The sequence below is a fragment of the Glutamicibacter sp. AOP12-B1-11 genome (genome assembly GCF_052379245.1).
Classification (GTDB): Bacteria; Actinomycetota; Actinomycetes; order Actinomycetales; family Micrococcaceae; genus Glutamicibacter.
Window position 1 is genome coordinate 1 of the sequence record NZ_JBQSYL010000031.1, and the last position, 21,914, is coordinate 21,914.

Here is a 21,914-nt window from a genome sequence, read left to right on the forward strand (position 1 = left end):
GCAGTCTGGGCACCGGCGCAATTCTTCATCCTTGGCGCAGTCTTCACAGAAGAGACGCAGGTTGCGGCATGTCGGGTTCGCGCAATTCTCGAACTTGTTCGTGGGCCCCTGGCAACCGACGCATTCGCCGATGGTCACCGCATCCTCGGAGAATTCGGTGTGCATGCGCTTGTCGAAGACATACAGGGAACCTTCCCACAGGCCCTTGTCACCGTACTGTTCGCCGTAGCGGACGATTCCGCCCTGCATCTGGTAAACCTCTTGGAAACCGCGCTTGACCATCAGCGCGGAGAGCACCTCGCAGCGAATACCACCGGTGCAGTAGGTGACGATCGGCTGATCTTTCAGGTGGTCGTACTTTCCCGAATCGAGTTCATCCATGAACTCGCGGGTGGTTTCCACCGCCGGAACGATCGCGTCCTTGAACTTGCCGATCTGGGCTTCGAACGCGTTTCGGCCATCGAAGAAGTGAATCTTCTCCCCAACCTTCTCCTTCGTTTCGACCAGTTCGTGGAGCTGCTCGGGACGCAGGTGGACCCCGCCGCCGACCACACCGTTCTCGTCGATCTCGATCTCGCCCGGGGCGCCGAACGTGACAATTTCGTCACGGACCTTGACGGATATACGCGGGAAGTCTTCGGCCGAGCCCACGGACCACTTAATATCCATCTTTGTGAATGGAGGGAACTCGCGGGTAGCCTTCACGTATTTCTTGACGGCAGAAATCTCGCCGCCAACGGTCCCGTTGATGCCGTCCTTGGAGATGATAATTCGACCGCGCAAGCCCCAGCGTTCCAGCAGCGAACGCTGCCACAAGCGGACGGCTTCCGGGTCGGGAAGCGGAGTAAATGCGTAATACAAAACGATGCGATGAATGGCCACCATATAAGGGTAGTAGCTTTTCGGCACAAATCGCCGCGCAAAAGAGCAAAGTCACATTCTCGGTCTCGACCATTGTCCGGGTATCAGCATTGACTATAGTTTCAAGTAAGCAACGATTAGCTCAACGTCAGCTAATTCCTAGGTGAGACAGGGTAGGGTCAAAACATGGCATCAAACGCAAGCGATGAACTGATTGGTACCTGGGTAGACGGCTGGGCAGGCGTCCGTGGATACGAGACCCGCCATGAGGGGCGAGTCCACGCGGCCCTCCGTCACGATACGACCGGGGACTGGGAATACGTTATTTATGAGCCTTCCAAGGAAGAGCTCGCAGCGGTCGCCGAGACGCTTAAAAAGCATCCAAAGCGCCGTCTCACCGCATTCGATGACTCGATCGAGGGACTGCTGCGCACCGCCAGCGAGGTTGGCCTTCAGGTGTCCGCAGACGATGAAGTCCTCATGGTCACCGAATTAGCCGTGCACGACGTCGAAGTACCTTTGCCCGCAGATGGCTTCGTCTTCCAGATCGAACGCGACGGCACCCATGCCTATGTTTCGCTGCATCCAGAAGACAATCAGGAGATCGTAGCCGCTTCCGGCCACGTCTCGGCAGTCGCCGGATTCGCGATCTTCGACCGCATCATTACCGGTACAGATTTCCGTCGTCAGGGTCTTGGAACTTTGATCATGCGCGCGCTTGCCTCACTGGCCCAAGAGCACGATGTGGACGAGGGCCTGCTCATCGCCTCCGTTGACGGCCAGCAGCTCTACGCTTCCTTGGGCTGGACCTCGCTAGGCAAGGTTGTCCTGTTCAAAGGCTAACCGCCACCATTTCTTCGCTGATCGCCGTCGGAATTATTTTCGACGGCGATAAGCTTTTAACTACCCACCGTTGCTCAGAGAGGCTCTAGACGTGAAGTCCGTGCGCGCGTTGCTGGATCCGTTCAATCGGCAAAACGATCCCGAAGCGGTCATCCATCGCAAGTCGGTGGCCGCGAAAGATGAGATCACCGCGCCATGGCCGACCTGGATCCACGACGCGGTCCGGCAAACCTTTGAGGAACTAGGCATTCAGCGGCCCTGGCTGCACCAGGTGCAAGCCGCGGAATCCGTTCATGCGGGAAACCACACGATCATTTCTACCGGCACGGCCTCCGGCAAATCTTTGGCATATCTCATGCCAAGTATTGACCTGCTCTACCGCACCCGAGAGACCGGCCCCAATGATGCCGAGGCCCAAGGGGCCGTCTTGTACATCTGCCCCACCAAGGCCTTGGCGGCAGACCAGTTGGCTTCGGTGCAGGCTTTGAAGGTGCCAGGCGTTCGGGCCTCTAGCTATGACGGCGACACCGACCAAGGAACCCGCAGCTGGGTCAGGCAACACGCGAACTTTGTCTTCACCAACCCGGATATGCTCCATCGTGGCATCCTGTCCAACCATCAGGCCTGGTCGCGTTTCTTCAAACGGTTGCGCTACGTGGTCATCGACGAGGCGCATTCATATCGCGGAGTTTTTGGTGCCCACGTCGCAAACTTGATGCGCCGGCTGCGGCGCATCTGCGCCCACTACGGAAACGACCCGGTCTTCATCGGCGCCTCGGCAACCAGCTCGGACCCGGAAGAATCCTTCTCGAGGCTCATCGGCGCCCCGGCGCAGGCTGTTACCCACGATTTCTCCGCTTCGGGGGAACTAGTCATCGGACTGTGGGAACCGCCCTTGACCGACCGGACTGGTGAAAATGGTGCCCCGCTACGTCGCACGGCGATCGCAGAGAGCGCCTCAATCCTTACCGACCTAATGGCGGACCATGTGCGCAGCATCGTGTTCATCAAATCCCGCCGCGGCGCAGAGACCATTGCGGCACTCACGCGCAAGCATTTGGAAAAGTTCGCTCCAGAACTCAGCGTCCGCTTGGCGGCCTATCGATCAGGATACCTGCCGGCCGAACGCCGCGAAGTTGAAAAACAATTGCGCTCCGGCCAATTATTGGGAGTGACCTCGACATCCGCATTGGAGCTTGGCATCGACATCGCCGGGTTGGACGCGGTGGTGGTCGCCGGATGGCCCGGAACGCGCGCTTCATTCTTCCAACAGATCGGCCGTGCCGGAAGAAGCGGACAAGATGCGCTTGCCATATTTGTCGCCGCCGAAGACCCGCTCGACACCTATCTGGTGCACCATCCCGAGGCAATATTTGAACTCGGAGTCGAAGCGACGGTCTTTGACCCGCATAATAAATACGTACTCAGCGGCCACCTGTGCGCAGCCGCCCAGGAACACCCGTTGCGGCCCGAAGAATTAGCTCTTTTTGGCCCGCAGACCGAAGAGTTGCTGGACTCCTTGGTGCAGCGCGGCTACTTGCGCCGTAGGCCGGCCGGATGGTTCTGGACCCATCCGCAACACGCCGCCTCGATGTTCTCCATTCGGGCAGACGGCGGTGGCCCGGTCGACATTATCGACGCCGAAACCGGAGCGCTGCTTGGAACCATGGATTCGCCGCAAACACATTATCAGGCACACCCCGGAGCCATTTACGTGCATCAAGGAGCCAGCTACCACGTTGAAGAACTCGACGAACAAAATCATGTGGTCGTGGTCAGTCGAGTCAATCCGGATTATTACACCAACGCCCGCGACCTGACAACGGTAGAGGTCCATTCCCAAGAGCGCAGTAGCAAACATCAGGAACTCGGTATATTTTTCGGCGAGGTCACCGTCACCACTCAGGTGGTCTCGTTCCAACGCAAATCGGTAGCCTCCAACGAGGTGCTCTCCGAGGAACCTCTGGAGCTGGAAGCTCGTGAACTCCATACAAAATCTGTGTGGTTCACGCTCACCGAACAGCGGCTACTGGGTGCCGGGCTCACCGTGGATCAGTTCCCGGGGGCATTGCATGCGGCCGAACATGCGATGATCGGGCTGCTTCCCCTGGTCGCGACCTCGGACCGCTGGGATATTGGCGGGGTGTCTACGGCCCTTCATATGGACACCGGCCACCCCTCCATCTTCGTTTATGACGCCCAGCCGGGGGGAGCCGGATTCGCCGAGCGTGGTTTCGAGCGTTTCCTAGATTGGGTGCGAGCTACCCGAGACGCCATCCAATCGTGCGAATGCGCCCACGGGTGCCCCAGCTGCGTGCAGTCACCGAAGTGCGGAAACCGCAATAACCCATTGGACAAAAGCGGTGCCATACTTCTGCTGAGCACCGTGCTGCAGGATATTGAGCCTGCCCATCATCGCTGATCTAAGGGCGGTGCACCGGCCCGGGCTCGCGCCGTAGCCGCGTGCAGCTTCACCTCAAGGGCGACGAAGGTCACCGGCACACTGACGGTTACACGCACAGAGGTTCCTCCGTCCTCCACGGCACATTGCTCAAGTTCGGCTTCGTTGGCCGCCGATACGCTTCGGGCGATCTCGCAGGGGTCCCCGGCGCGTAGACCTCTAGCGGTATCTGCGGCGGCTAGCGCCGCCAAATCGGCGGCAGCCGCCGCTCGCATCGATGCATGGGTCGCGGCCGTCCAAAGGAGCACCGCCGAGGCCAGGATCAGTGCCACCGCCACTAACGCGGTGGCCGTCACCGTTCCATTGCCGCGTTCGCCTCTTGCACTGGTTGGTAGTCTCATTCCAGCGCCACGCTCGCTTCGCCATGGACCTGTACGGGTCCAAGCAGTGGAATGCGCACAGACTTGCTGACATGAACTTCGGAGAATCCCCCACCCCGTGAAATCGCATATGTCGCGTCATCTCCGGCGAGCCTGACCCCGCTTGAATGCACTACCGAGCTTTCTTCTCCGCGTGCCAGTTCTCTGGCCATGGCAGCGGCAGCCTGCTGCACTTGGATCTGCTTCATACCCAACACTCCAAAGCACAACAGTAAGGATAAAAACACGGCAACAGCCGGTAGCAGCACCGCGAATTCCGCCGTGCTGCTACCTCTCTCATCGTTGAAGTTCATTGCCTACAGCGACAGGGCCTTGCTGATAAGTCCCATCAGCATGCCACGCACATCCCCACTGGACAGGATGCTGATCAGCAATCCGGCGAAGGCTACGGCGGCCAGAGTGACCATAGCGAATTCTGCGGTGGTTGAGCCCTCTTCGTCAGCAAGACGCTCGGAAATCATAGCTTCCATACGTTTCATGATTTTTCCTTTCGTTGTTTCCCAAATGCGAAATAATTTGGGCTGGTGCCTTCAGCTTGAGCCACCTGAACGTTTCACGGATTAGGTTCCTTTCAAGCTGGGGATTACTCGTTCAGAGCCCCGGCAACAAGGCAATAATCAGCGGCACCACGCCTAAGGCAATGAATGCTGGCAAGGCGCAGGCGCCCAAGGGAAGCACCAGCCTGGTACCGAATTGCGCGCCCAGCCTTGCGACTCTTTGGCTGCGTTCGCGACGTTGCAGCGCTGCCGCATTGCGCAGCAAGCTCGCCGCCGGGGCTCCGGTGACATGAGCGAAGCGCAAAGCCTTTTCAAGTGGCCGCAACCAATCCGGTGCCGAGTGCCAGGCTTTATCCCACTCCATGTTCATTTCCAAGCATCGTGCGACGGTGCAGAGCTGTGCGCCTTGCGGGACGCCGCGACCCAGCGTGTCCAAAATGTCTTTAATGGGCATCCCCGAATCCAACAAGCTTGCGCTGACATCCAGAATCAGCTCGACAGGCTGAATCTGGATGTCGACGGCCTTGGCTTGCGGACGCTTGATGCTCAGCGTTCTTTCGTGCCTCTCGTGGCTAGAAATAGCCAGCAAGACCGCGGCAACCGCACAGCACAACGCGAAGAACGTCATTGCAGCGCCTGCCGAGTAGTGGTGCGCAGCAGGTACCTGCACCACAGCCGATTGAGCAGCCACAACGCCATCCCGAGGACCACGCTTAGCTGCGCCGCCCACGAGGTGGCTAGGGCACCTGGCACGTCAATGCCTAGAAGAATCCCGGCGCCGAACCCAACCAGTGGCAGCCAGGTCAGCAACTTGGCCGTTGCCTTGGGGCCGGCCATGGCGGCGTCGAATGCTTGCGTTGCGACCAGGTCGGCTTCCAAATCATCGGCCAACCGTTCCAGCACCTCCGCAAGGCTTGCGCCGCTGCGCTCGGAAACCCGCAAGCACCAATGCATTCGATGCACCGACGAGGGATGCGCGCTGTTCGCCGTCGGTTCGGTTGGCGAAGGGCTCCTAGCACCCAGCCGGTGCGTGGCGCGTAATTGGTGAAGCGCCTGGTGCACCGGACACTGGCTGTGTTCGGCGGCCAGCAATGCATCAACGGCGGGGTAGAAAGTGAGTCCGCTGCGCACCAAGGCGGCAAGTTCGCGAATCGTGCGGGCATCTTCGGCCAACATATGCTTCGGCTCATCCGGCCGTCGCGTGGACCCGAAAATACCGTGCTTCTGCCAGGGACGAGCGCCCGTTTCGTTTTTAGCCGTGCCAGGGAACCAAAGCCAGAGTGCCACTGCGCTTAACAGGAGAATCAACATCGCCGTTCAGCCTTCGCTTTGGGCCATCTGCTCGGCGAGCGCCCTGATAGTTGCATGACCGAGTTTCTGTTCAAGAATCGGCAACGAAGCCCGGTCCAGGGGTGCGTGCCGATTGCTGTCGATCGCCGTGATCACGCTCATTTGCCCGTCTCCCGCGGAGTTCAGGATGCCTAGGGCCACCGGACCGCGTTGCCCCTGCTCTCCGCGCGCCATGTGAATAATAAGGTCAAGCGCGCTGGTCGCCTGCAGGGCTGTCGCTTGGAGGTTCCATCCGGCTAGCGCGCCGAGAGCTGCCAGGCGGGCGGGAACCGCTTCGGGGCTATTGGCGTGCAGAGTTCCGGCAGCACCTTGATGGCCGGTATTCATTGCGGCCAAGAAATCTCGGATCTCTGCCCCTCGGCACTCCCCGACGATCAACCGATCCGGTCGCATCCGAAGTGCTTGAACCACCAGATCGCGCAGTTCGATGTTGCCGGCCGCTTCAACATTAGCCGCACGGGTCTGCATGCCGACCACATGTTGGTGGGTGACGTGGAGCTCCTGGGAGTCTTCCACGACAATGATGCGTTGACCCTCGTGAGCCAGCGAGAGCATTGCCTGAAGCAGGGTGGTCTTGCCGCTGCCGGTGCCTCCGGTGACGAGAAAATTCAGTTCCCTTTCCATGATCTCTGCAAGCAACGGATGCCACCAGCACGCGGCGTGTTCCAGTACCCCGGCGAGGTCCAAGGGCTTGGTTTTCTTAACACGGATCGAGATCAGCGGCCCCTGCGTTGCAATCGGCGGGAGCACCGCGTGGACTCGGTAGTGTTTCAAGCTCATGTCCATAAATGGGCTTGCATCGTCTAATCTTCGTCCAGCTAGCGAGGCTAGGTGGACGGCCAGCCTGCGGACCTGTTCGGCCGACCCGAAGACGTATTCGGTGGGTTCCAATCCGCGAGGCGAGTCGGTCCACACCCTGCCCTGCCCGTCAACCAGGACATCGGTCACCTCGGGTTGTTGGGCGAATGGTTCGAGTACCGATAGTCCGGCGACTTCGTCTTGCAGTGCTTTTAATGATTCGGCGGCTCCCGAGGCGCCTAAGGCGGCCCCAGAATCCTGTACGGCCCCGGCGAGGGCTACCGCGTCGAGTTGCCCACCGGTGGCCATCGCCCGCTGACGCACCGATTCGAGGATGCGTTCATCGACTTCGCGACGCGTTGTGTGCCCCACACCTTGCGCACTGTGTTTGCCCGTGCTCATCTCTTGTTCCCCTCGGATTCTGGCAGGAGCCGCAGGTCCGCTAGCGCATGGCGGACTTTTCGAGAGCGCAGCGCGTCAAAGAGCACGCCGCGTTGTATCGCCCGGGAGATCCTCGGCAAGCTCGGAAAATGCCCTAGATACTGTCCCGTCGCAGTATTCGAATTTCGCAGGTTCCTTGGACCGCAGCGGATATGCGCTTCGACCGGTGGCTTGCCGGTATCTTCACAGGTCAAGACCTGCCGGTCAACGAATTGCTCAAGCACCGCACGCTGCGGGTGCACCGCGCGTCCGGTATCGACCACTAGCAGGTCGAAGCCTTGCCTGGCCGCCGCCAATAATCGCACCACCAGTTGTTCATCCAGCTCGCTGGGTGCGGCGCTGGGCGACCAAGTCAAAACCGCGGTGTCTCGCACCGTTGGCAAGGTATCCACCAGCTGGTGCGGTGCCAATGCGCCGCCGGAGCGGCACAGCTCTTCCCAGCCGATTCCCGTGGGCGGATCGAGCGTCACCCGCGGCCACAATCCGGTGGAATGGGGATCCAGATCGATCAGCAGGCTCTTCAATCCGCACAGCGTGCCCGCGTGGGCAACGAGCGCCGCCAAGGTACTGGTACCCAAGCCGCCGGCGAGGGAGCCTAGGGAAAGACAATGCGCCTGGCCTGCGCGCATTCCCCAAAGTCCGAGGTACTCCCCCAACCATTGCTGCGCCCTGGGCAAGATGGCCACTCTGGCACGCGGGATCTGGCTGGCCACCGACCACAGCTGCTGGTCGTCTTCTTCAAAGCCGAGGACAACGTCGCAGAGTCCGGGGAATGCCAGTGCTTCGCCCGCCATATCCGCGCCCCAGAGCACCGGGCCGTTCCCGGGAGCCGGCAGATCCTTGAGCTCGGCACATTGGTGTATGCGCACGGCCGCCCCCAAGGCGATGAGCGCACAGCTTTCGACAAGCCGCTCGTCGTTGCTGACCAGGGTGCAGGCTAGTTCGCCAGCGCCCCAGAGGCGCTCAGGGCCTACCGCGGCCGAGCTCGGCGCATCGCAGGCTTGTTCGGTTGCCACAAACCGCCCATCGATCTTCACCGGCGGTGAGCCGGAGCTGGGAAAAGATAACCAATTCATAGTTGAACGGTGCCATCGTTTCGCTGCTGCCGAGCCGATGCTTGGCAAGCTGGGGATATTGTCCGTCTTCAATGCACAATAGAACAATGAGCATGCTTGCCTTTATCGCCGCTGACCCCGAAGGCTACGCCATCCTCGAACTTCGCCACGCACTAAGTGGCAAGCCAGTATTCCCGGGCCGCCCGGTGTCCAAAGCCCAGTTCCCGGCGGCTGTTCGCACTATTGAAGACGAACATGCCCCACGCTGGGTCATGCTGCGCACCGCGGACTGGATGCCCTCCTTGCTGGCAGCGGGAGTCTTCATTGCCAAGGCGCACGTGCTTTCGCTCACGCAGCGAATCCTGCACCGCAGCCCACTGAGCGCGCAGCAACTGGATGACATCGATCTGGAAAACCCGCACAGCCCAATGGCCAGGCCCAATCAAGACGCCTTATTCGAGACACCCGTCAACGGGGAAAGCCTGGACGAAGTCGTGGCCATGTATGTGCGCCAACGCCAGGCTCTGCCCGAAGAGCCGGCAGCGCGCCGAAAGCTTGAATTGCTCATTCATGCCGAGTCGGTCGGTGCGCTCGTAGCCTGCGAAATGGAGCATGCCGGGCTTGCCTGGAACGAGGCAGATCACCGTGCGCTGCTGCGTGAGAAGCTTGGCCCTGCGGTCGGCGAAGGGGTGCGTCCGGCCAAACTCGCCCACCTCGCCGAGGCCCTCGGACAGGCCTTGCGGTGGCCCGGGCTGAACCCGGATTCCCCGCACGAACTCCTGCGTGCCCTGCACCGGGCAGGTTTTTCAGTCCAGTCGGTGCGGGCCTGGGAGCTGGAACAGCTCAAGGATCCGCTCATCGAGCAGGTCCTCGAATACAAGAAGCTTTCCCGGCTGGCCAGCACGCACGGGGACGCCTGGCTTGACCAATGGGTCAAGAACGGGCGGTTCCACCCGCATTACGTTTTGGGCACCGTCGCCTCCGGGCGCTGGGCCGCCAGCGGCGGCGGAGCCCTGCAGCTGCCCCATTCGATCCGCCAGGTGGTGCGCACCGCCGCAGGACGCACCTTCGTCATTGCCGACGGCCGGCAGCTCGAGCCACGCATTCTCGCCGCGATCTCCCAAGATCGTCGGCTCCAAGAGGCGGGCCAGCAAGATGACCTTTATCAGTGGCTCATCGATGCCAGGCTCGTCTCGGACCGCAACGAGGCTAAATTGGGAATGCTCTCGGTCATCTACGGCGGCGGTGGCGGCACCTCCGGTGCGGTGGGCGTGGCCTTGAAGAAAAACTTCCCGCAGGCCATGGCGTATGTGGATCAGGCTGCGAAAGCAGGCGAGCGCGGCGAAGGAGTTCAAAGCTGGCTAGGCCGCGGCTGCCCACCGGCAGATGAAGGTTGGGTGCAAGCCCAGCGAGCTACCCAAGATGAGGCCGGGCAACGAGCCGCCGATGCCGCGGCACGGTCGCGTGGCAGGTTCACCCGAAATTTCGTGGTGCAGTCAACCGCCGCCGAGTGGGCGTTGGTGTGGATGGGCCATGCCCGTCACCTGATTCGCCAGGCCGGATGGGCCCAGTCCTGCCAGCAGGTGTTTTTCGTTCACGACGAGGTCGTTTTCGAGTGCCCGGTAGAACTGGCCGATCGCCTCGGTGAGTTGGTGCGCCACGCGGCGCTGCTCGCCGGACGCACGCTCTTTGGCGAGCACAGCCCAAATTTTCCGGTCAGCGTCGCTATCTCGCAGAACTATTCCGAAGGCAAATAGCCGCTTACTTCAGCTTGATTTCGCGTTGCGCGTTCCAAGGTTTGTTCCAGCCCAACTCGGCAAATAAACGATCGATCACAATCGCGGTGAATCCCCAGATCAGGTGTCCCTCGTATTCGAAGGCCGGGGATTTGAAGCGTTGCGCACCGCGCTGCACCACCGCGGTCAGCCGGTTATGCGGATCGAGCAGGTGCGTTACCGGCGCCCGAAAGACATCCGAGCTTTCGCGCAGATCCGCCGCATAGAACCTGGATTCGGTGTGCCACCAGCCCACCACGGGGGTGACCAAGAAGCTAGAGACCGGAAGCTCGGTTTCGGTCAATTGGCCAAGTACTTCAATCCCTGAAATATCAACCCCGGTTTCTTCCCACGCCTCACGCAGTGCCGCAGCGCTCGCCGAACCATCGTCGGGGTCTATCCCGCCGCCGGGGAAGGCGATCTGCCCGGCATGTTTGCGCAGCGTGGAGGCGCGCTCCACAAAAAGCAGGTCTAGCTCCTCGGGCTTGGCCGCCTCGTGCACGCCCCGCCCGGTGGCCGACCCGAATAAGATGAGCACCGCCGCCTTGCGCACGCTGTTGGCGTCCATCTGGTTGAAAACCCAGTGTTTCGGAAGTTTTACCGTAGAGCCCATTTTTTGGGCATGCGTGGCGATGACTTTTTCCAGCTCGGCACGTGCACTCATGCGTCCAGTCCGTATCCTTCGGCACGCAGTTCCCGGCGGGTGGACCCCTCGAGCATTTTCTGCAGCAATTCTTCGCGTCCCGGAGCGAGCTCATACTTCAGCAATTTCTGTGCCTTCGCCGGAATCTCCTCGCCAATCCCGGAGGACGGGCAGAGCTTTGCCAAGACGCAGGCGCCACAGGCCGGCTTGCGGGCATGGCAGACTCGGCGCCCGTGAAAGACCACGCGATGGCTGAGCATGGTCCAGTCGCGCTTTTCGAATAATTCGCCCACGGCGTGCTCAACTTTAACCGGGTCGGTTTCCGCGGTCCAGCCAAAGCGGTTGGCGAGCCGGCCGAAGTGCGTGTCCACGGTGATGCCCGGGACGCCGAAGGCGTTTCCCAACACCACATTCGCGGTCTTCCGCCCCACCCCGGCAAGTTTAACCAGATCTTCGAGCCGTGCAGGGACCTGGCCGCCGTGGCGTTCCACCAGCGCTGCCGAAAGCCCCAGCAGGGAATCTGTCTTGGCGCGGAAAAATCCGGTGGGCCGGATCAGTTCTTCAAGTGCCCCGCGTTCGGCCTGGCTCATCGCCAGCGCGTCGGGATACCTTGCGAAGAGCCGTGGGGTGATCGAATTGACTCGGACGTCGGTGGTTTGCGCGGAGAGCACCGTTGCCACCAGCAGCTCGAAGGGATTCTCGAAATCCAATTCGGCCACCGCATAGGGGTATGCCTCGGCCAACAGGCGGTGCATCTTCCGTGCCCGCCGTTTGAGTCCGATCTCTGATTCAACTTTCACTTTTGCTGCCACGAGATGATCGTGTCATGAGCCGGGGAAAATATCACTGTTTGCCTGCATTTCACCGCGTCGAAATGACCGCTCGGCGCACAAAATGCCCGTTACTGGCCCCGTCAGTGACACAAACCACAGGCTCGGCGTTCGAGCGTGTAACTTTGATCACAGAGTAATTTTTGTTTAACCGAAAGGACGCGATCACCGGTGAGTGACTCCAAGACCCTGGACAACCTATCGCATGAGACTCGTGCGTTTGCCCCTAGCAAAGACTTCAGCGACCAAGCCATCGGCTCGGCGAGCCAGTACGCGGCAGTAAGCGAAGACCGGTTGGGCTACTGGGCGCAACAGGCACGGAGCGTGTTGACTTGGGACACCGATTTCACCGAGACCTTGGATTGGTCCGAAGCACCGGTGGCCAAGTGGTTCGTCGGCGGCAAACTCAACGCGGCCTATAACGCATTGGACCGCCACGTGGAGAACGGCCTGGGCGAACGGGTTGCCATTCATTTCGAAGGCGAGCCGGGAGACACCCGCAGCTACACCTACGCGCAGCTGACCGAAGAGGTGAAGAAGGCGGCCAACGCCTTCGAATCCTTGGGCGTCGCCAAGGGCGACCGGGTGGCCGTCTACCTGCCGATGATCCCCGAAGCGGTGATCACCATGCTCGCCTGCGCGCGCATCGGCGCGATCCATTCGGTGGTCTTCGGCGGTTTCTCCGCCGACGCGCTGCGCTCCCGCATCGATGACGCGGACGCCAAGCTCGTGGTCACCGCGGACGGCACCTGGCGCCGCGGAAAGCCGTCGCCGCTGAAGCCTGCGGTGGACGCCGCCCTTGAAAAGCCCGGCCACACCGTGGAAAACGTGCTGGTGGTCAAGCGCAACGGCGAGCCAACCGAATTCGGTGCACTGGACAAGTGGTGGGATGACGTAGTCGGCACCGCCGCCACCGAGCACACCGCGGTAGCCCACGATTCCGAGCACCCGCTGTTCGTGCTCTACACCTCGGGCACCACCGGCAAGCCGAAGGGCATCGTGCACACCACCGGCGGCTTCCTGGCCCAGGGCGCGGTCACCCACCGCGACACCTTCGACCTGCACCCGGAAACCGATGTGTACTGGTGCACCGCGGATATCGGCTGGGTCACCGGGCATTCCTACGTCACCTACGCCCCGCTGATCAACGGCGCCACCCAGGTGATGTACGAAGGCACCCCGGACACCCCGCATCAGGGTCGCTGGTGGGAACTGATCGAGAAGTACAAGGTCTCCATCCTCTACACCGCGCCGACCGCGATCCGCACCTTCATGAAATGGGGACGCGAGATCCCCGACGGCTACGACCTCTCCAGCCTGCGCGTGCTCGGCTCGGTCGGCGAACCGATCAACCCGGAAGCCTGGATGTGGTACCGCGATGTCATCGGCACCAACGACGGCAAGAACGGCGAGCGCAAGGAGCACCCAACCCCGATCGTGGACACCTGGTGGCAGACCGAAACCGGGGCGCATATGATCACCCCGATGCCTGGGGTGACCGCCACCAAGCCGGGCTCTGCGCAGGTCGCCGTGCCGGGGATCAGCATCGACGTGGTCGACGAGGCCGGCGTTTCGGTGGCCGACGGCGAGGGCGGCTTCCTGGTCATCCGCGACCCGTGGCCAGCCATGCTGCGCGGCATCTGGGGCGACATGGAGCGCTACAAGGAGACCTACTGGTCCCGCTTCGAGGGCATGTACTTCGCCGGCGACGGCGCCAAGAAAGACGAGGACGGCGACATCTGGCTGCTGGGCCGGGTGGATGACGTGATGAACGTGTCCGGGCACCGGCTGTCCACCACCGAGATCGAGTCTTCGCTGGTCGCCCACCCGTACGTGGCCGAGGCCGCGGTGGTCGGCGCCAAGGACGAGACCACCGGCGAGGCGGTTGTCGCGTTCGTGATCCTGCAGACCGAACCGCCCGAAGGCGAGGATGTGGTCGCCACGCTGCGCGCCCACGTGGGCAAGGACATCGGCCCGATCGCCAAGCCGCGCCACATCCTGGTGGTCCCCGAGCTGCCCAAGACCCGCTCGGGCAAGATCATGCGCCGCCTGCTCAAGGACGTGGCCGAGGGCCGCGAGGTCGGAGACGCGACCACGCTGTCCGACGCGACCGTGATGACGCAGATCGCGCAGTCGATGAAGAAGTAGCGAGCTCCGGCCCCCAGGCCGGGATCCACGGGCCGCCGCCTGCGCCACCGCCAACCGGTTCAACCGGCAACGGAGTGCGCCAGCGGCGGCCCGTTTCGTTTTTAGCTGGCGCATAAACGTTCATGAAGCGCCGGAGCAAACGCGAGGTGTATTAGATTGTTTCCATGTCTGAAAACGCTTCGCGCACCATCTTGTTACTCAACGGACCGAACCTGAACCTGCTAGGAACCCGCGAACCCGAAATCTATGGCCATGAAACGCTCGCCGATGTCGAGGCGCTGGCGCAGCGCACCGCGGCGGGATACGACCTCACCGTGGAGGCCTTCCAGTCGAACCACGAGGGCGTGCTCATCGATGCGATTCACGAAGCGCGGCTGACCAAAGCCGGCATCATCATCAACCCGGGCGCCTACACGCACACCTCGGTGGCCATCGCCGATGCGCTCAGCGGGGTGTCGCTGCCGGTGATAGAGGTCCATATTTCCAACGTGCACCGGCGTGAGGCATTCCGCCATCACTCCTACGTCTCCCCCGTGGCCGCCTCGATCATCATCGGCGCCGGGACCAATGGCTACCGGCTCGCGGTCCAGCAGCTGGCGCATATCCTCGGCCGCTAGCCGCCGATGCATTCACCGGTCTTGATCGAGGTGGTGCGGTCCCCGGCCGCCTTGAGCGCGCGTTCGATCTCCTCGAGGCTCAGCGCGAAGCCCACCTCGTCATTGCCTCGCGACTTGGCGAAGATCATGCCTACCGCTTCGCCGGAATCGTTGACCATGGGACCGCCGGAGTTGCCTTGGGCCACCTTGGCCGTCAGCTGGTAAACCGAGAGTGCGGCGGGGTTCTCGCCATAGATATTGGCGATGGACACCGTGGCGCGTGAGGCGACTACCGCGCCGCGCACCTGCAGCGGCCCGCCGGAAGGATAGCCGATGAAGGCAGCCTGCTCGCCGCGGCCCAGGTTCTCGTCGGCGAGCTCCAGAGGCTGCGCTTCCATCCCGTCGACACGCAGCACCGCGATATCGGCTTCCGGATCAAAATAAACTACTTTTCCGCGGTGAAGTTGATCACCCTCGACCTCCACCGTAGCCGCGCTCAAACCTGCCACCACGTGGGCATTGGTCATCACCAATTGGTCGTCGATGACGAAGCCGGAACCGGTGAGGTTCACACCGCATTGAACGGCCGTCCCGGAGATCTTTGCCACCGAACTCACCGAGGCCCGCTGCAGGTCGTTGGCGGACCATTCGCCTTCCTCGACCGGCTGCACCGGCGGGGCGAAGGGATCGAGCAGGGCGGGGATGGTTTCGGCCATGACCGCCGAACGCGCCGAGGAGATTGCCGAGTTCACGAATTCGGGTGTCATCCCACGGATCGAGGCGATCATTTTCGACTTGTCGATCTCGCTCGAAAGCCGCGGAATACCCATGCTTGACGTGGAAAATGCCAGTGCGCCGATGATTGTGGCGGTAATGAAAACCGAAAGCACGCCACCGGCCAAACCGTCTGCGGCACGCAGGAAATCGAAGTTCATCCAGCGCCTGATGCGGGTGGCGATTACCCTGCCCAGGGCCTGGCCCAAAATGATCAGCACGGCGGCCGTGGCGACCATCAGAGCGACCCGCCACCAGGGGTTTGAGGCGAAGGTCGAGACCAGCGGAATGGCGAAGAATGCGGCAATGCCTCCGGCGATGAGCCCGAGCATGTCGCCGACCGTATAGAGGAAGCCGCGACGGATTCCGGCAATAAAAAATGAAAGTAAAACTACACAGATGGCAACGTCTAGCCAACTGAATACTCCGAGCACCGAGACCCCACTTCATTCACAAACTTACTATTAACCCAAGGTACCCTTAGAAGCTGATGGATTTCTGCGAGAATATTCGCGAGTTTTTGTATGACGAGCGTGATTCTCAACATTTCTTGGTTAAACCACGTGTGGAAACTGTCACATTGTTACCGAATACGGCACAATGAAGTGAGCGCTTACTACTGTTGACAGGAGATTTAATGGATATCGAGGTACTGCGCCGCGCGCCGCTTTTCGCGTCGCTTGGTGATGAAGTATTCGCCACGCTAACCGAAGAATTGACCGAGGTCGATCTGTCTCGCGGTGCATCAGTGTTCCGCGAAGGCGATCAGGGTGACCGTCTCTACTTCATCGTCTCGGGCAAGATCAAGCTTGGACGCACTTCCGCCGACGGACGTGAAAACCTGATTGCCGTGCTCGGCCCAGGTGAACTGTTCGGCGAAATGGCGCTGTTCGATCCACACCCGCGCAACGCAACCGCAACCGCCGTGTCGGAGACCCGACTAGCTGGTCTGAGCCATGAAAACATGCGCAAGGCGATCCTGAACTCCCCGGAGGTCTCGATCCAGTTGCTGCAGGCTTTGGCTGCGCGTCTGCGTCGCACTAATGAATCCCTAGCCGATCTGGTGTTCTCCGATGTTCCTGGCCGTGTGGCTAAGGCGCTATTGGACCTCGCTGACCGTTTCGGTCGCCCAGCCACCGATGGCATCCTGGTCGCTCACGAGCTGACCCAGGAAGAGCTAGCCCAGCTGGTCGGTGCCTCCCGCGAAACCGTGAACAAGGCCCTGGCCGAGTTCGTGCAGCGCGGCTGGCTCCGTCTGGAAGCCCGCGCCGTCGTGATCCTGGACATCCAGCGTCTGCGTCAGCGTTCGCGCTAAGCACCGCTGAGCAAAAGGCCGGACAACCCTCGCGGGTTGTCCGGCCTTTTGCTTTTGACCGTTGGACTAGTGGCCCGGTTCCGCCTGCCAAGGACGCGTCGATTCGACCCCGAGCGCGCTAAGCACTTCGAGATAATAGGTTCCGTCACGCACCAGCAGGTCCGGATGCTGCACATCCAAGGTGCGCGCTCGCGACAGGTAGGCGACCGCACCGTGGGCATCGGCCATCCGCTCCAGCATCTGCTCGACCGCTGGGCTGGTTATCTGCGACAACCTCAGGCCAACGGTGCTCGGCTGGCCAATGCGGTCTCCCAGCTCGCTGGTGGCTCGCTGGGCCATGATCTGCTCGGAGCTGCACCATTGCGCCCATTTGCCCTTCGCGCGCAGCAGGCGGGGCTCCTGGTGCACGGGAACCGTTGCGGTGAAGTACCAGGTGTCGAATCGCCGGAAGGCGAAGTTGGGACTCAGCCAGTGGCTGACCGGGCGCAGAAGGTCGGTGCGCAGGCCGAGCCCGCGTCGGCGAAGAAATTCCTCGAAGGCCAGGTCCTGTCCGGCGATGGCTTCGCGGGCGGACATCCATTCCTCGGGATCGTTCATTTCGACAACCGACTGTTCGTCGGTTCCGGCCAGCAGGATCCCGGTTTCTTCGAAAAGTTCGCGGATGGCGCACACCAGATGGGCTCGAACGAGCTGCTGGTCCAACACGTCCATGCGCTTGGACCACTGCGAAAGGTTCGGGCCGAACCACTTGTACTCCACGCGGTCTCCCGCTTCGACGCTGCCTCCGGGAAAAGCCACACTCCCGAGAGGGGACTCGCCGGGGCGGTAGCCCAGGAACGTTTCTACTCCATGCACCCCGTCTTGAACCAGGCAGACCGAGGAAGCACGGCGTGCGGTGCGCGGGGTCCGCGAACCGAAAGTGAACCAGTTTTCCGCCGCTGGAATTTGATGCGGCGGGAGTTCTACGAGGCGACGCGAAACTCCGGTGCGCGTCGCGGACGGACTTGACCGCCCTTGGCGCACACCGGAATCGCGTTGTGGACTACTCAAATTCGGCGATGACCTCAACCTCGACCGGAGCGTCCAACGGCAGAACCGCCACGCCTACGGCCGAACGTGCATGCACGCCAGCCTCGCCCAGGACATTTCCGAAGAATTCCGAGGCCCCGTTGATGACCCCAGGCTGGCCGGTGAAGGACGGGTCCGAGGACACGAATCCAACGACCTTCACGATACGCTTAATGCGATCTAGGTCACCAATTTCTGCCTTGATGGCAGCCAGTGCGTTCAGTGCGCAAGTCTGCGCCATGGCCTTGGCATCTTCGGCCGAAACCTCGGCGCCGACCTTGCCAAGAGCTGAGAGTTTTCCATTAATCAGCGGAAGCTGGCCGGAGGTGTAAACGTAGTTGCCGGTGGTGATTGCTGGCAGGTAGGCCGCGACCGGCTTTGCCACCGCTGGCAAGGTCAGATCGAGCTCTGCGAGGCGTGCTTCGACACGCGAGGAAGTAGCTTCTTGCATGGGGTTTTACTCCTTCTGAAAGTTAGGCTTTTGGACGCTTCATGTAGGCCACTGGATTGGTGCCGTTGGGGCCGGGAACGATCGCTACGAGCTCCCAACCATCGTCACCCCACTGGTCCAGAATCTGCTTGGTTGCGTGGATAACGAGCGGCAAAGTGGCGTATTCCCATTTAGTCATACTCGATACGTTAGCGCGTCCTTGTAAACTAGTAGGTATGGCAGCCAAGAAGTCACCCTTTTTTGATACAGCTACCACTTTGGGAAAGATCGTTGCGTTCTTCGGAATCAGTGCCCTTTGTGGCGTGCTGGCCGCGGGCATGCTCGTTCCCGTGGCAGCTATCGCAAAAACCGGTTTGACCACCGGAAATAATATTGTAAGCGCGCTTCCGAGCACATTCGAGAAGCTTCCCATTCCCGAGCCCTCGCAGGTCTTGGACTCCGATGGAAAGCTGATTGCGACGTTCTATGAACAGAACCGCGATCCGGTGGACCTCAAGGACATTTCTCCGTTCATGCGCAAAGCAATTGTTTCGGTGGAGGACGAGCGTTTCTACGAGCACAGCGGCATTGACCCCAAGGGCATTGCCCGTGCGGTCATCAGCAACGCCACCTCTTCTTCGCGTTCCGGTGCGTCCACGCTGACTCAGCAGTATGTGAACAACTTGCTGGTCAATAACCAGATCTTGACCGGAGCCGACGAGACGACGGTATCGGGCAACAAGGACTACTCGGACAAGATCCGCGAGCTGAAGTACGCGGTAGCCATTGAAAAGGAAATGTCCAAGGACGAAATCCTCGAAGGCTACCTGAACCTCGTGTTGTTCTCGGGTCGTGAGTATGGCGTGCAGGCCGCCGCGCAGCGCTTCTTCTCCGTGGATGCCAAGGACCTGAACCTGCAGCAGTCGGCGATGCTCGCCGGCATGGTGCAGTTGCCTAACGTCTACAACCCAATCAAGAACCCGGAACGCTCCTTGGATCGACGCAATAAGGTGCTGGGCAACATGTACCGCACCGGCGCGGTCACCAAGAAGGAATACGACAAGGCCGTGAAGTCCAAGTTGGGCGTGGATCCAAGCTCGTCGGCTTCGGGTTGCATGGCTGCCGACGACGCGGGCTACTTCTGCGACTACATCACCAACTTGGTTCTCAAAGACAAGAACTTCGGCAAGACCAAGGAAGACCGCGAAAACCTGCTGTTCCGCGGCGGCTTGGTTATCAAGACCACGTTGAACTCCGCGTTGAACAAGAAGGCCGCCAAGGACGCCCGCGAGGCCATTGATCCTGATGCCAAGTCGAATGATGATATCTACGCGTCGCTGGTTTCGGTTGAACCGGGTACCGGAAATATTCTGACCATGGCGCAGAACACCACCTACGCCCCAGAATCCAAAGAAACCGGCAGCCGGACTTTCTATAACTTCGCGGTAGAAAGTCGATTAGGTGGAGCGGGCGGATTCCAGGGTGGCTCGACAATGAAACCATTCACCACCCTTGCTTGGCTCCACGAGGGCAATCACATGTACGACAGGATCAACGCTAAGAAGGAACTCTTCACCGCTGGCGACAAATGGCGAGCCTCTTGCCTTCCAAGTGGACAGACCTACACTGCAAAGTGGGAACCAAAGAACGCTTCGCGTGGCTTCTATCGCACGATGACGGTGGATACCGGCCTGTACTGGTCAATTAACTCCGCCACCGTTCAAGAAGCCAAAAAGGTCGATCTCTGCACCATTGCTGACTACGCAACCAAAATCGGGCTGATCGATCAAAAGCCAGTGGGTGGCGAGGGACCTGCACCTATCAATCCTGCCAACCCTTCATTCGTTATTGGGACTGCATCGGTAACCCCGCTGGCGCAAGCGGCGGCCTTCGCCACATTCGCCAACAAGGGTGAATACTGTGAGCCACGGGCCATCACCTCGGTCGTCGATAAGGACGGCACCAAGTACAAGGTGCCTAAGCAAGATTGTTCCCAGCAAATCAACCCACAGTACGTGGCCGACCTGAACGGTACGTTGAAGAAGATTGCGACCAACCGTGTCTCCAAGGGCCAGGTTGCCGGACCGATCGCCGGCAAGACCGGCACAAATAACGGTGCTACTTCAACTTGGTTCGTCGGTTACAGCACGGGCATTTCGACTGCAGCTTGGGTTGGCCGCCTTAAGGGGCAGGGCGAAGAACAAGAGAAGAATTGGCTGCACGGCAAGATGATCAACGACGAGCGTGCTCCGAAGATGGTTGACTCCTCGACCTATGCGGCTCCATTGTGGGTTGACTTCATGTCCAAGGCAGTTCAGCAGTACGAGCGTAATTCCTTCGGTTCGGTCAGCAAGGCACCCAAGCCAAAGCCAGCTCCGAAGCCAAAGGAAGACGACGACGAGGACAAAAAAGAAGATTCGAAAAAGGAAGACTCCGAAAAAGAGGATTCCAAGGAGTCCGAAGACGACAAGTCTGAAGCCACCGGCAATGGAAACGGTAATGGCAACGGAAACGGCCAAAACAAGTCGAAGCCGACTACTCCGGCCAAGCCCGGAGGGGATTCGGACGACTAGGTAGTCGCCGAAAGGCCGCGTTCAACTTTGGTTGAACGCGGCCTTTCGGTTTAGATTGGCACTATCACCAGACCCGAACGGGTCTGTTCCCTTGAAAGGACAATGACGGACCGGTCATGGTTGAACACACTAATTTCTCTTCGGCATTCGGTCGAGCCACCGGCACGGCAGCACTGCTTGCCGGCGGCGCCGTCGCAGCAGGCGCGGCGGTGCTTGGCTACGGACTATACGAAACCCAGAAATTCGGGCTCCGTCGCGAAACCGTCAAGGTGCTTCCCCGCGGCGCGCGCGATATCCGCGTGCTCCACCTCTCGGACATCCACATGATCCCCGGCCAAGCCCTCAAGCGACGCTGGCTGCATCGGCTCGCCGACGAGCGCCCCGACTACGTGATCAACACCGGTGACAATCTCAGCCACCGCGATGGCGTTCCGGCGCTGATCGACGCGCTGAAGCCATTGATGGCATTCCCCGGCGCCTTCGTGCCGGGCTCGAATTGCTACTACGGGCCGCGCATGAAGAACCCCTTGCGCTACCTCAGCGCAAGCTCCGGCACGCCAAACCCTTCGAGCCGTGACAAGCTGCCCTTCGAAGAGATGCACCGGGCCTTCGGATCCGCCGGGTGGGTCAACATGACCAACCGGGCTTACTCCACCGTGCTCAACGGAATCCGGCTTGATCTGACCGGCATCGATGATCCGCACCTGGATCGCGACCAATTCGCTGGATGGCCGCAAGGTTCGGTCACCGGATACCAGGCTCCGCACGTACGCATCGCGCTGACCCATGCCCCCTACCAACGAGTGCTGGATCAGCTCACCGAGGCCGGGGCGGATATCATCTTCGCCGGCCACACCCACGGCGGACAGGTATGCATTCCGGGATACGGCGCCCTGGTGTCGAACTGCGATTTGCCGACGTGGCGAGCCCGCGGGCTGACCGAATGGGAATATGCCGGGCGCACCGTCCCGCTGAACGTTTCGGCGGGCCTGGGCCACTCCCGCTTCGCACCATTTCGCATTGCCTGCCCGCCCGAGGCAGTACTGCTCACGCTCACCGCAAGGGACTGATCATCC

General features: G+C 60.9%; 22 protein-coding genes. 8 read left to right on the top strand and 14 right to left on the bottom strand.

The window, feature by feature from the left end; all coding sequences use genetic code 11:
- A partial coding sequence (trhO, locus tag ACT3UQ_RS16295) for an oxygen-dependent tRNA uridine(34) hydroxylase TrhO (protein ID WP_444637557.1) occupies positions 1–882 on the bottom strand: 882 nt, incomplete at its 3' end.
- Between the two features lie 165 nt (positions 883–1,047).
- On the opposite strand from trhO, the gene ACT3UQ_RS16300 reads away from it, so the two are divergent.
- Both ACT3UQ_RS16300 and ACT3UQ_RS16305 read left to right on the top strand, forming a co-directional pair.
- Positions 1,048–1,704 carry a GNAT family N-acetyltransferase gene (locus ACT3UQ_RS16300; protein WP_096283380.1) on the top strand — a complete coding sequence of 219 codons (657 nt, stop codon included), beginning with the start codon at positions 1,048–1,050 and terminating at the stop codon, positions 1,702–1,704.
- A 91-nt stretch (positions 1,705–1,795) separates the two neighbouring features.
- Positions 1,796–4,126: a DEAD/DEAH box helicase gene (locus tag ACT3UQ_RS16305; protein WP_105650054.1), complete on the top strand. Its 2,331-nt coding sequence runs from the start codon at positions 1,796–1,798 to the stop codon at positions 4,124–4,126.
- On the opposite strand, the gene ACT3UQ_RS16310 is transcribed toward ACT3UQ_RS16305, so the two are convergent.
- The 7 genes from ACT3UQ_RS16310 to ACT3UQ_RS16340 all read right to left on the bottom strand — a co-directional run bounded on the left by ACT3UQ_RS16310 (position 4,117) and on the right by ACT3UQ_RS16340 (position 8,707).
- Complete coding sequence (locus ACT3UQ_RS16310; RefSeq protein ID WP_105553231.1) at positions 4,117–4,506, bottom strand: Rv3654c family TadE-like protein; 390 nt, start codon at positions 4,504–4,506, stop codon at positions 4,117–4,119. The two genes, ACT3UQ_RS16305 and ACT3UQ_RS16310, sit on opposite strands and share 10 nt — an antisense overlap.
- Positions 4,503–4,838 carry a TadE family type IV pilus minor pilin gene (locus ACT3UQ_RS16315; protein ID WP_146114046.1) on the bottom strand — a complete coding sequence of 112 codons (336 nt, stop codon included), beginning with the start codon at positions 4,836–4,838 and terminating at the stop codon, positions 4,503–4,505. The genes ACT3UQ_RS16310 and ACT3UQ_RS16315 overlap by 4 nt, the downstream gene beginning before the upstream one ends.
- Positions 4,839–4,841: 3 nt before the next feature.
- Positions 4,842–5,024 (bottom strand): DUF4244 domain-containing protein, encoded by a 183-nt coding sequence (locus tag ACT3UQ_RS16320; protein WP_105553233.1) that lies wholly within the window; start codon positions 5,022–5,024, stop codon positions 4,842–4,844.
- Positions 5,025–5,136: 112 nt separating this feature from the next.
- Entirely contained in the window at positions 5,137–5,670 is a 534-nt protein-coding gene (locus tag ACT3UQ_RS16325) for a type II secretion system F family protein (RefSeq protein ID WP_105553234.1), read from the bottom strand.
- Positions 5,667–6,218: a type II secretion system F family protein gene (locus ACT3UQ_RS16330; protein ID WP_181150393.1), complete on the bottom strand. Its 552-nt coding sequence runs from the start codon at positions 6,216–6,218 to the stop codon at positions 5,667–5,669. Before ACT3UQ_RS16330 ends, ACT3UQ_RS16325 begins: the two co-directional genes overlap by 4 nt.
- Before the next feature lie 141 nt (positions 6,219–6,359).
- Positions 6,360–7,592 (bottom strand): TadA family conjugal transfer-associated ATPase, encoded by a 1,233-nt coding sequence (locus ACT3UQ_RS16335; protein WP_105650058.1) that lies wholly within the window; start codon positions 7,590–7,592, stop codon positions 6,360–6,362.
- Complete coding sequence (locus ACT3UQ_RS16340) at positions 7,589–8,707, bottom strand: hypothetical protein (protein ID WP_444637542.1); 1,119 nt, start codon at positions 8,705–8,707, stop codon at positions 7,589–7,591. The genes ACT3UQ_RS16335 and ACT3UQ_RS16340 overlap by 4 nt, the downstream gene beginning before the upstream one ends.
- 86 nt (positions 8,708–8,793) lie before the next feature.
- Between ACT3UQ_RS16340 and ACT3UQ_RS16345 the strand changes: the two genes are divergently transcribed.
- Complete coding sequence (locus tag ACT3UQ_RS16345; RefSeq protein ID WP_444637543.1) at positions 8,794–10,443, top strand: bifunctional 3'-5' exonuclease/DNA polymerase; 1,650 nt, start codon at positions 8,794–8,796, stop codon at positions 10,441–10,443.
- Between the two features lie 4 nt (positions 10,444–10,447).
- Here the strand turns inward: ACT3UQ_RS16345 and ACT3UQ_RS16350 are convergent, their stop codons facing one another.
- Together ACT3UQ_RS16350 and nth are read right to left on the bottom strand one after the other, a co-directional pair.
- Positions 10,448–11,125: an NUDIX hydrolase gene (locus ACT3UQ_RS16350; protein ID WP_444637544.1), complete on the bottom strand. Its 678-nt coding sequence runs from the start codon at positions 11,123–11,125 to the stop codon at positions 10,448–10,450.
- A complete protein-coding gene (nth, locus tag ACT3UQ_RS16355; protein ID WP_258138269.1) occupies positions 11,122–11,916 on the bottom strand; it encodes an endonuclease III in 795 nt (264 codons plus the stop codon). The genes ACT3UQ_RS16350 and nth overlap by 4 nt, the downstream gene beginning before the upstream one ends.
- Positions 11,917–12,105: 189 nt before the next feature.
- Here nth and acs point away from each other — a divergent pair, with 189 nt between their 5' ends.
- A complete protein-coding gene (acs, locus tag ACT3UQ_RS16360) occupies positions 12,106–14,082 on the top strand; it encodes an acetate--CoA ligase (RefSeq protein WP_444637545.1) in 1,977 nt (658 codons plus the stop codon).
- Between the two features lie 164 nt (positions 14,083–14,246).
- Positions 14,247–14,699 (top strand): type II 3-dehydroquinate dehydratase, encoded by a 453-nt coding sequence (gene aroQ, locus ACT3UQ_RS16365; RefSeq protein ID WP_105553241.1) that lies wholly within the window; start codon positions 14,247–14,249, stop codon positions 14,697–14,699.
- Here the strand turns inward: aroQ and ACT3UQ_RS16370 are convergent.
- Positions 14,696–15,886 (bottom strand): MarP family serine protease, encoded by a 1,191-nt coding sequence (locus ACT3UQ_RS16370; RefSeq protein WP_444637546.1) that lies wholly within the window; start codon positions 15,884–15,886, stop codon positions 14,696–14,698. The two genes, aroQ and ACT3UQ_RS16370, sit on opposite strands and share 4 nt — an antisense overlap.
- A gap of 203 nt (positions 15,887–16,089) precedes the next feature.
- Here ACT3UQ_RS16370 and ACT3UQ_RS16375 point away from each other — a divergent pair, with 203 nt between their 5' ends.
- On the top strand, positions 16,090–16,767 hold the full coding sequence (locus ACT3UQ_RS16375; RefSeq protein ID WP_096257040.1) for a Crp/Fnr family transcriptional regulator: 678 nt from the start codon (positions 16,090–16,092) through the stop codon (positions 16,765–16,767).
- 66 nt (positions 16,768–16,833) lie between these two features.
- Here ACT3UQ_RS16375 and ACT3UQ_RS16380 read toward each other — a convergent pair whose 3' ends face one another.
- Genes ACT3UQ_RS16380 through ACT3UQ_RS16390 form a run of 3 tightly spaced genes read right to left on the bottom strand, consistent with a single transcriptional unit; the run spans position 16,834 to position 18,464 of the window.
- Positions 16,834–17,790: an NUDIX hydrolase gene (locus ACT3UQ_RS16380; protein ID WP_105568706.1), complete on the bottom strand. Its 957-nt coding sequence runs from the start codon at positions 17,788–17,790 to the stop codon at positions 16,834–16,836.
- 19 nt (positions 17,791–17,809) lie between these two features.
- On the bottom strand, positions 17,810–18,286 hold the full coding sequence (locus ACT3UQ_RS16385) for a RidA family protein (protein ID WP_105553244.1): 477 nt from the start codon (positions 18,284–18,286) through the stop codon (positions 17,810–17,812).
- A gap of 22 nt (positions 18,287–18,308) precedes the next feature.
- Positions 18,309–18,464: a hypothetical protein gene (locus tag ACT3UQ_RS16390; protein WP_096283344.1), complete on the bottom strand. Its 156-nt coding sequence runs from the start codon at positions 18,462–18,464 to the stop codon at positions 18,309–18,311.
- A gap of 37 nt (positions 18,465–18,501) precedes the next feature.
- Between ACT3UQ_RS16390 and ACT3UQ_RS16395 the strand changes: the two genes are divergently transcribed.
- Both ACT3UQ_RS16395 and ACT3UQ_RS16400 read left to right on the top strand, forming a co-directional pair.
- Positions 18,502–20,838 (top strand): transglycosylase domain-containing protein, encoded by a 2,337-nt coding sequence (locus ACT3UQ_RS16395; protein ID WP_444637547.1) that lies wholly within the window; start codon positions 18,502–18,504, stop codon positions 20,836–20,838.
- 116 nt (positions 20,839–20,954) lie between these two features.
- A complete protein-coding gene (locus ACT3UQ_RS16400; protein WP_444637548.1) occupies positions 20,955–21,908 on the top strand; it encodes a metallophosphoesterase in 954 nt (317 codons plus the stop codon).
- The last annotated feature ends 6 nt before the right edge of the window (positions 21,909–21,914 follow it).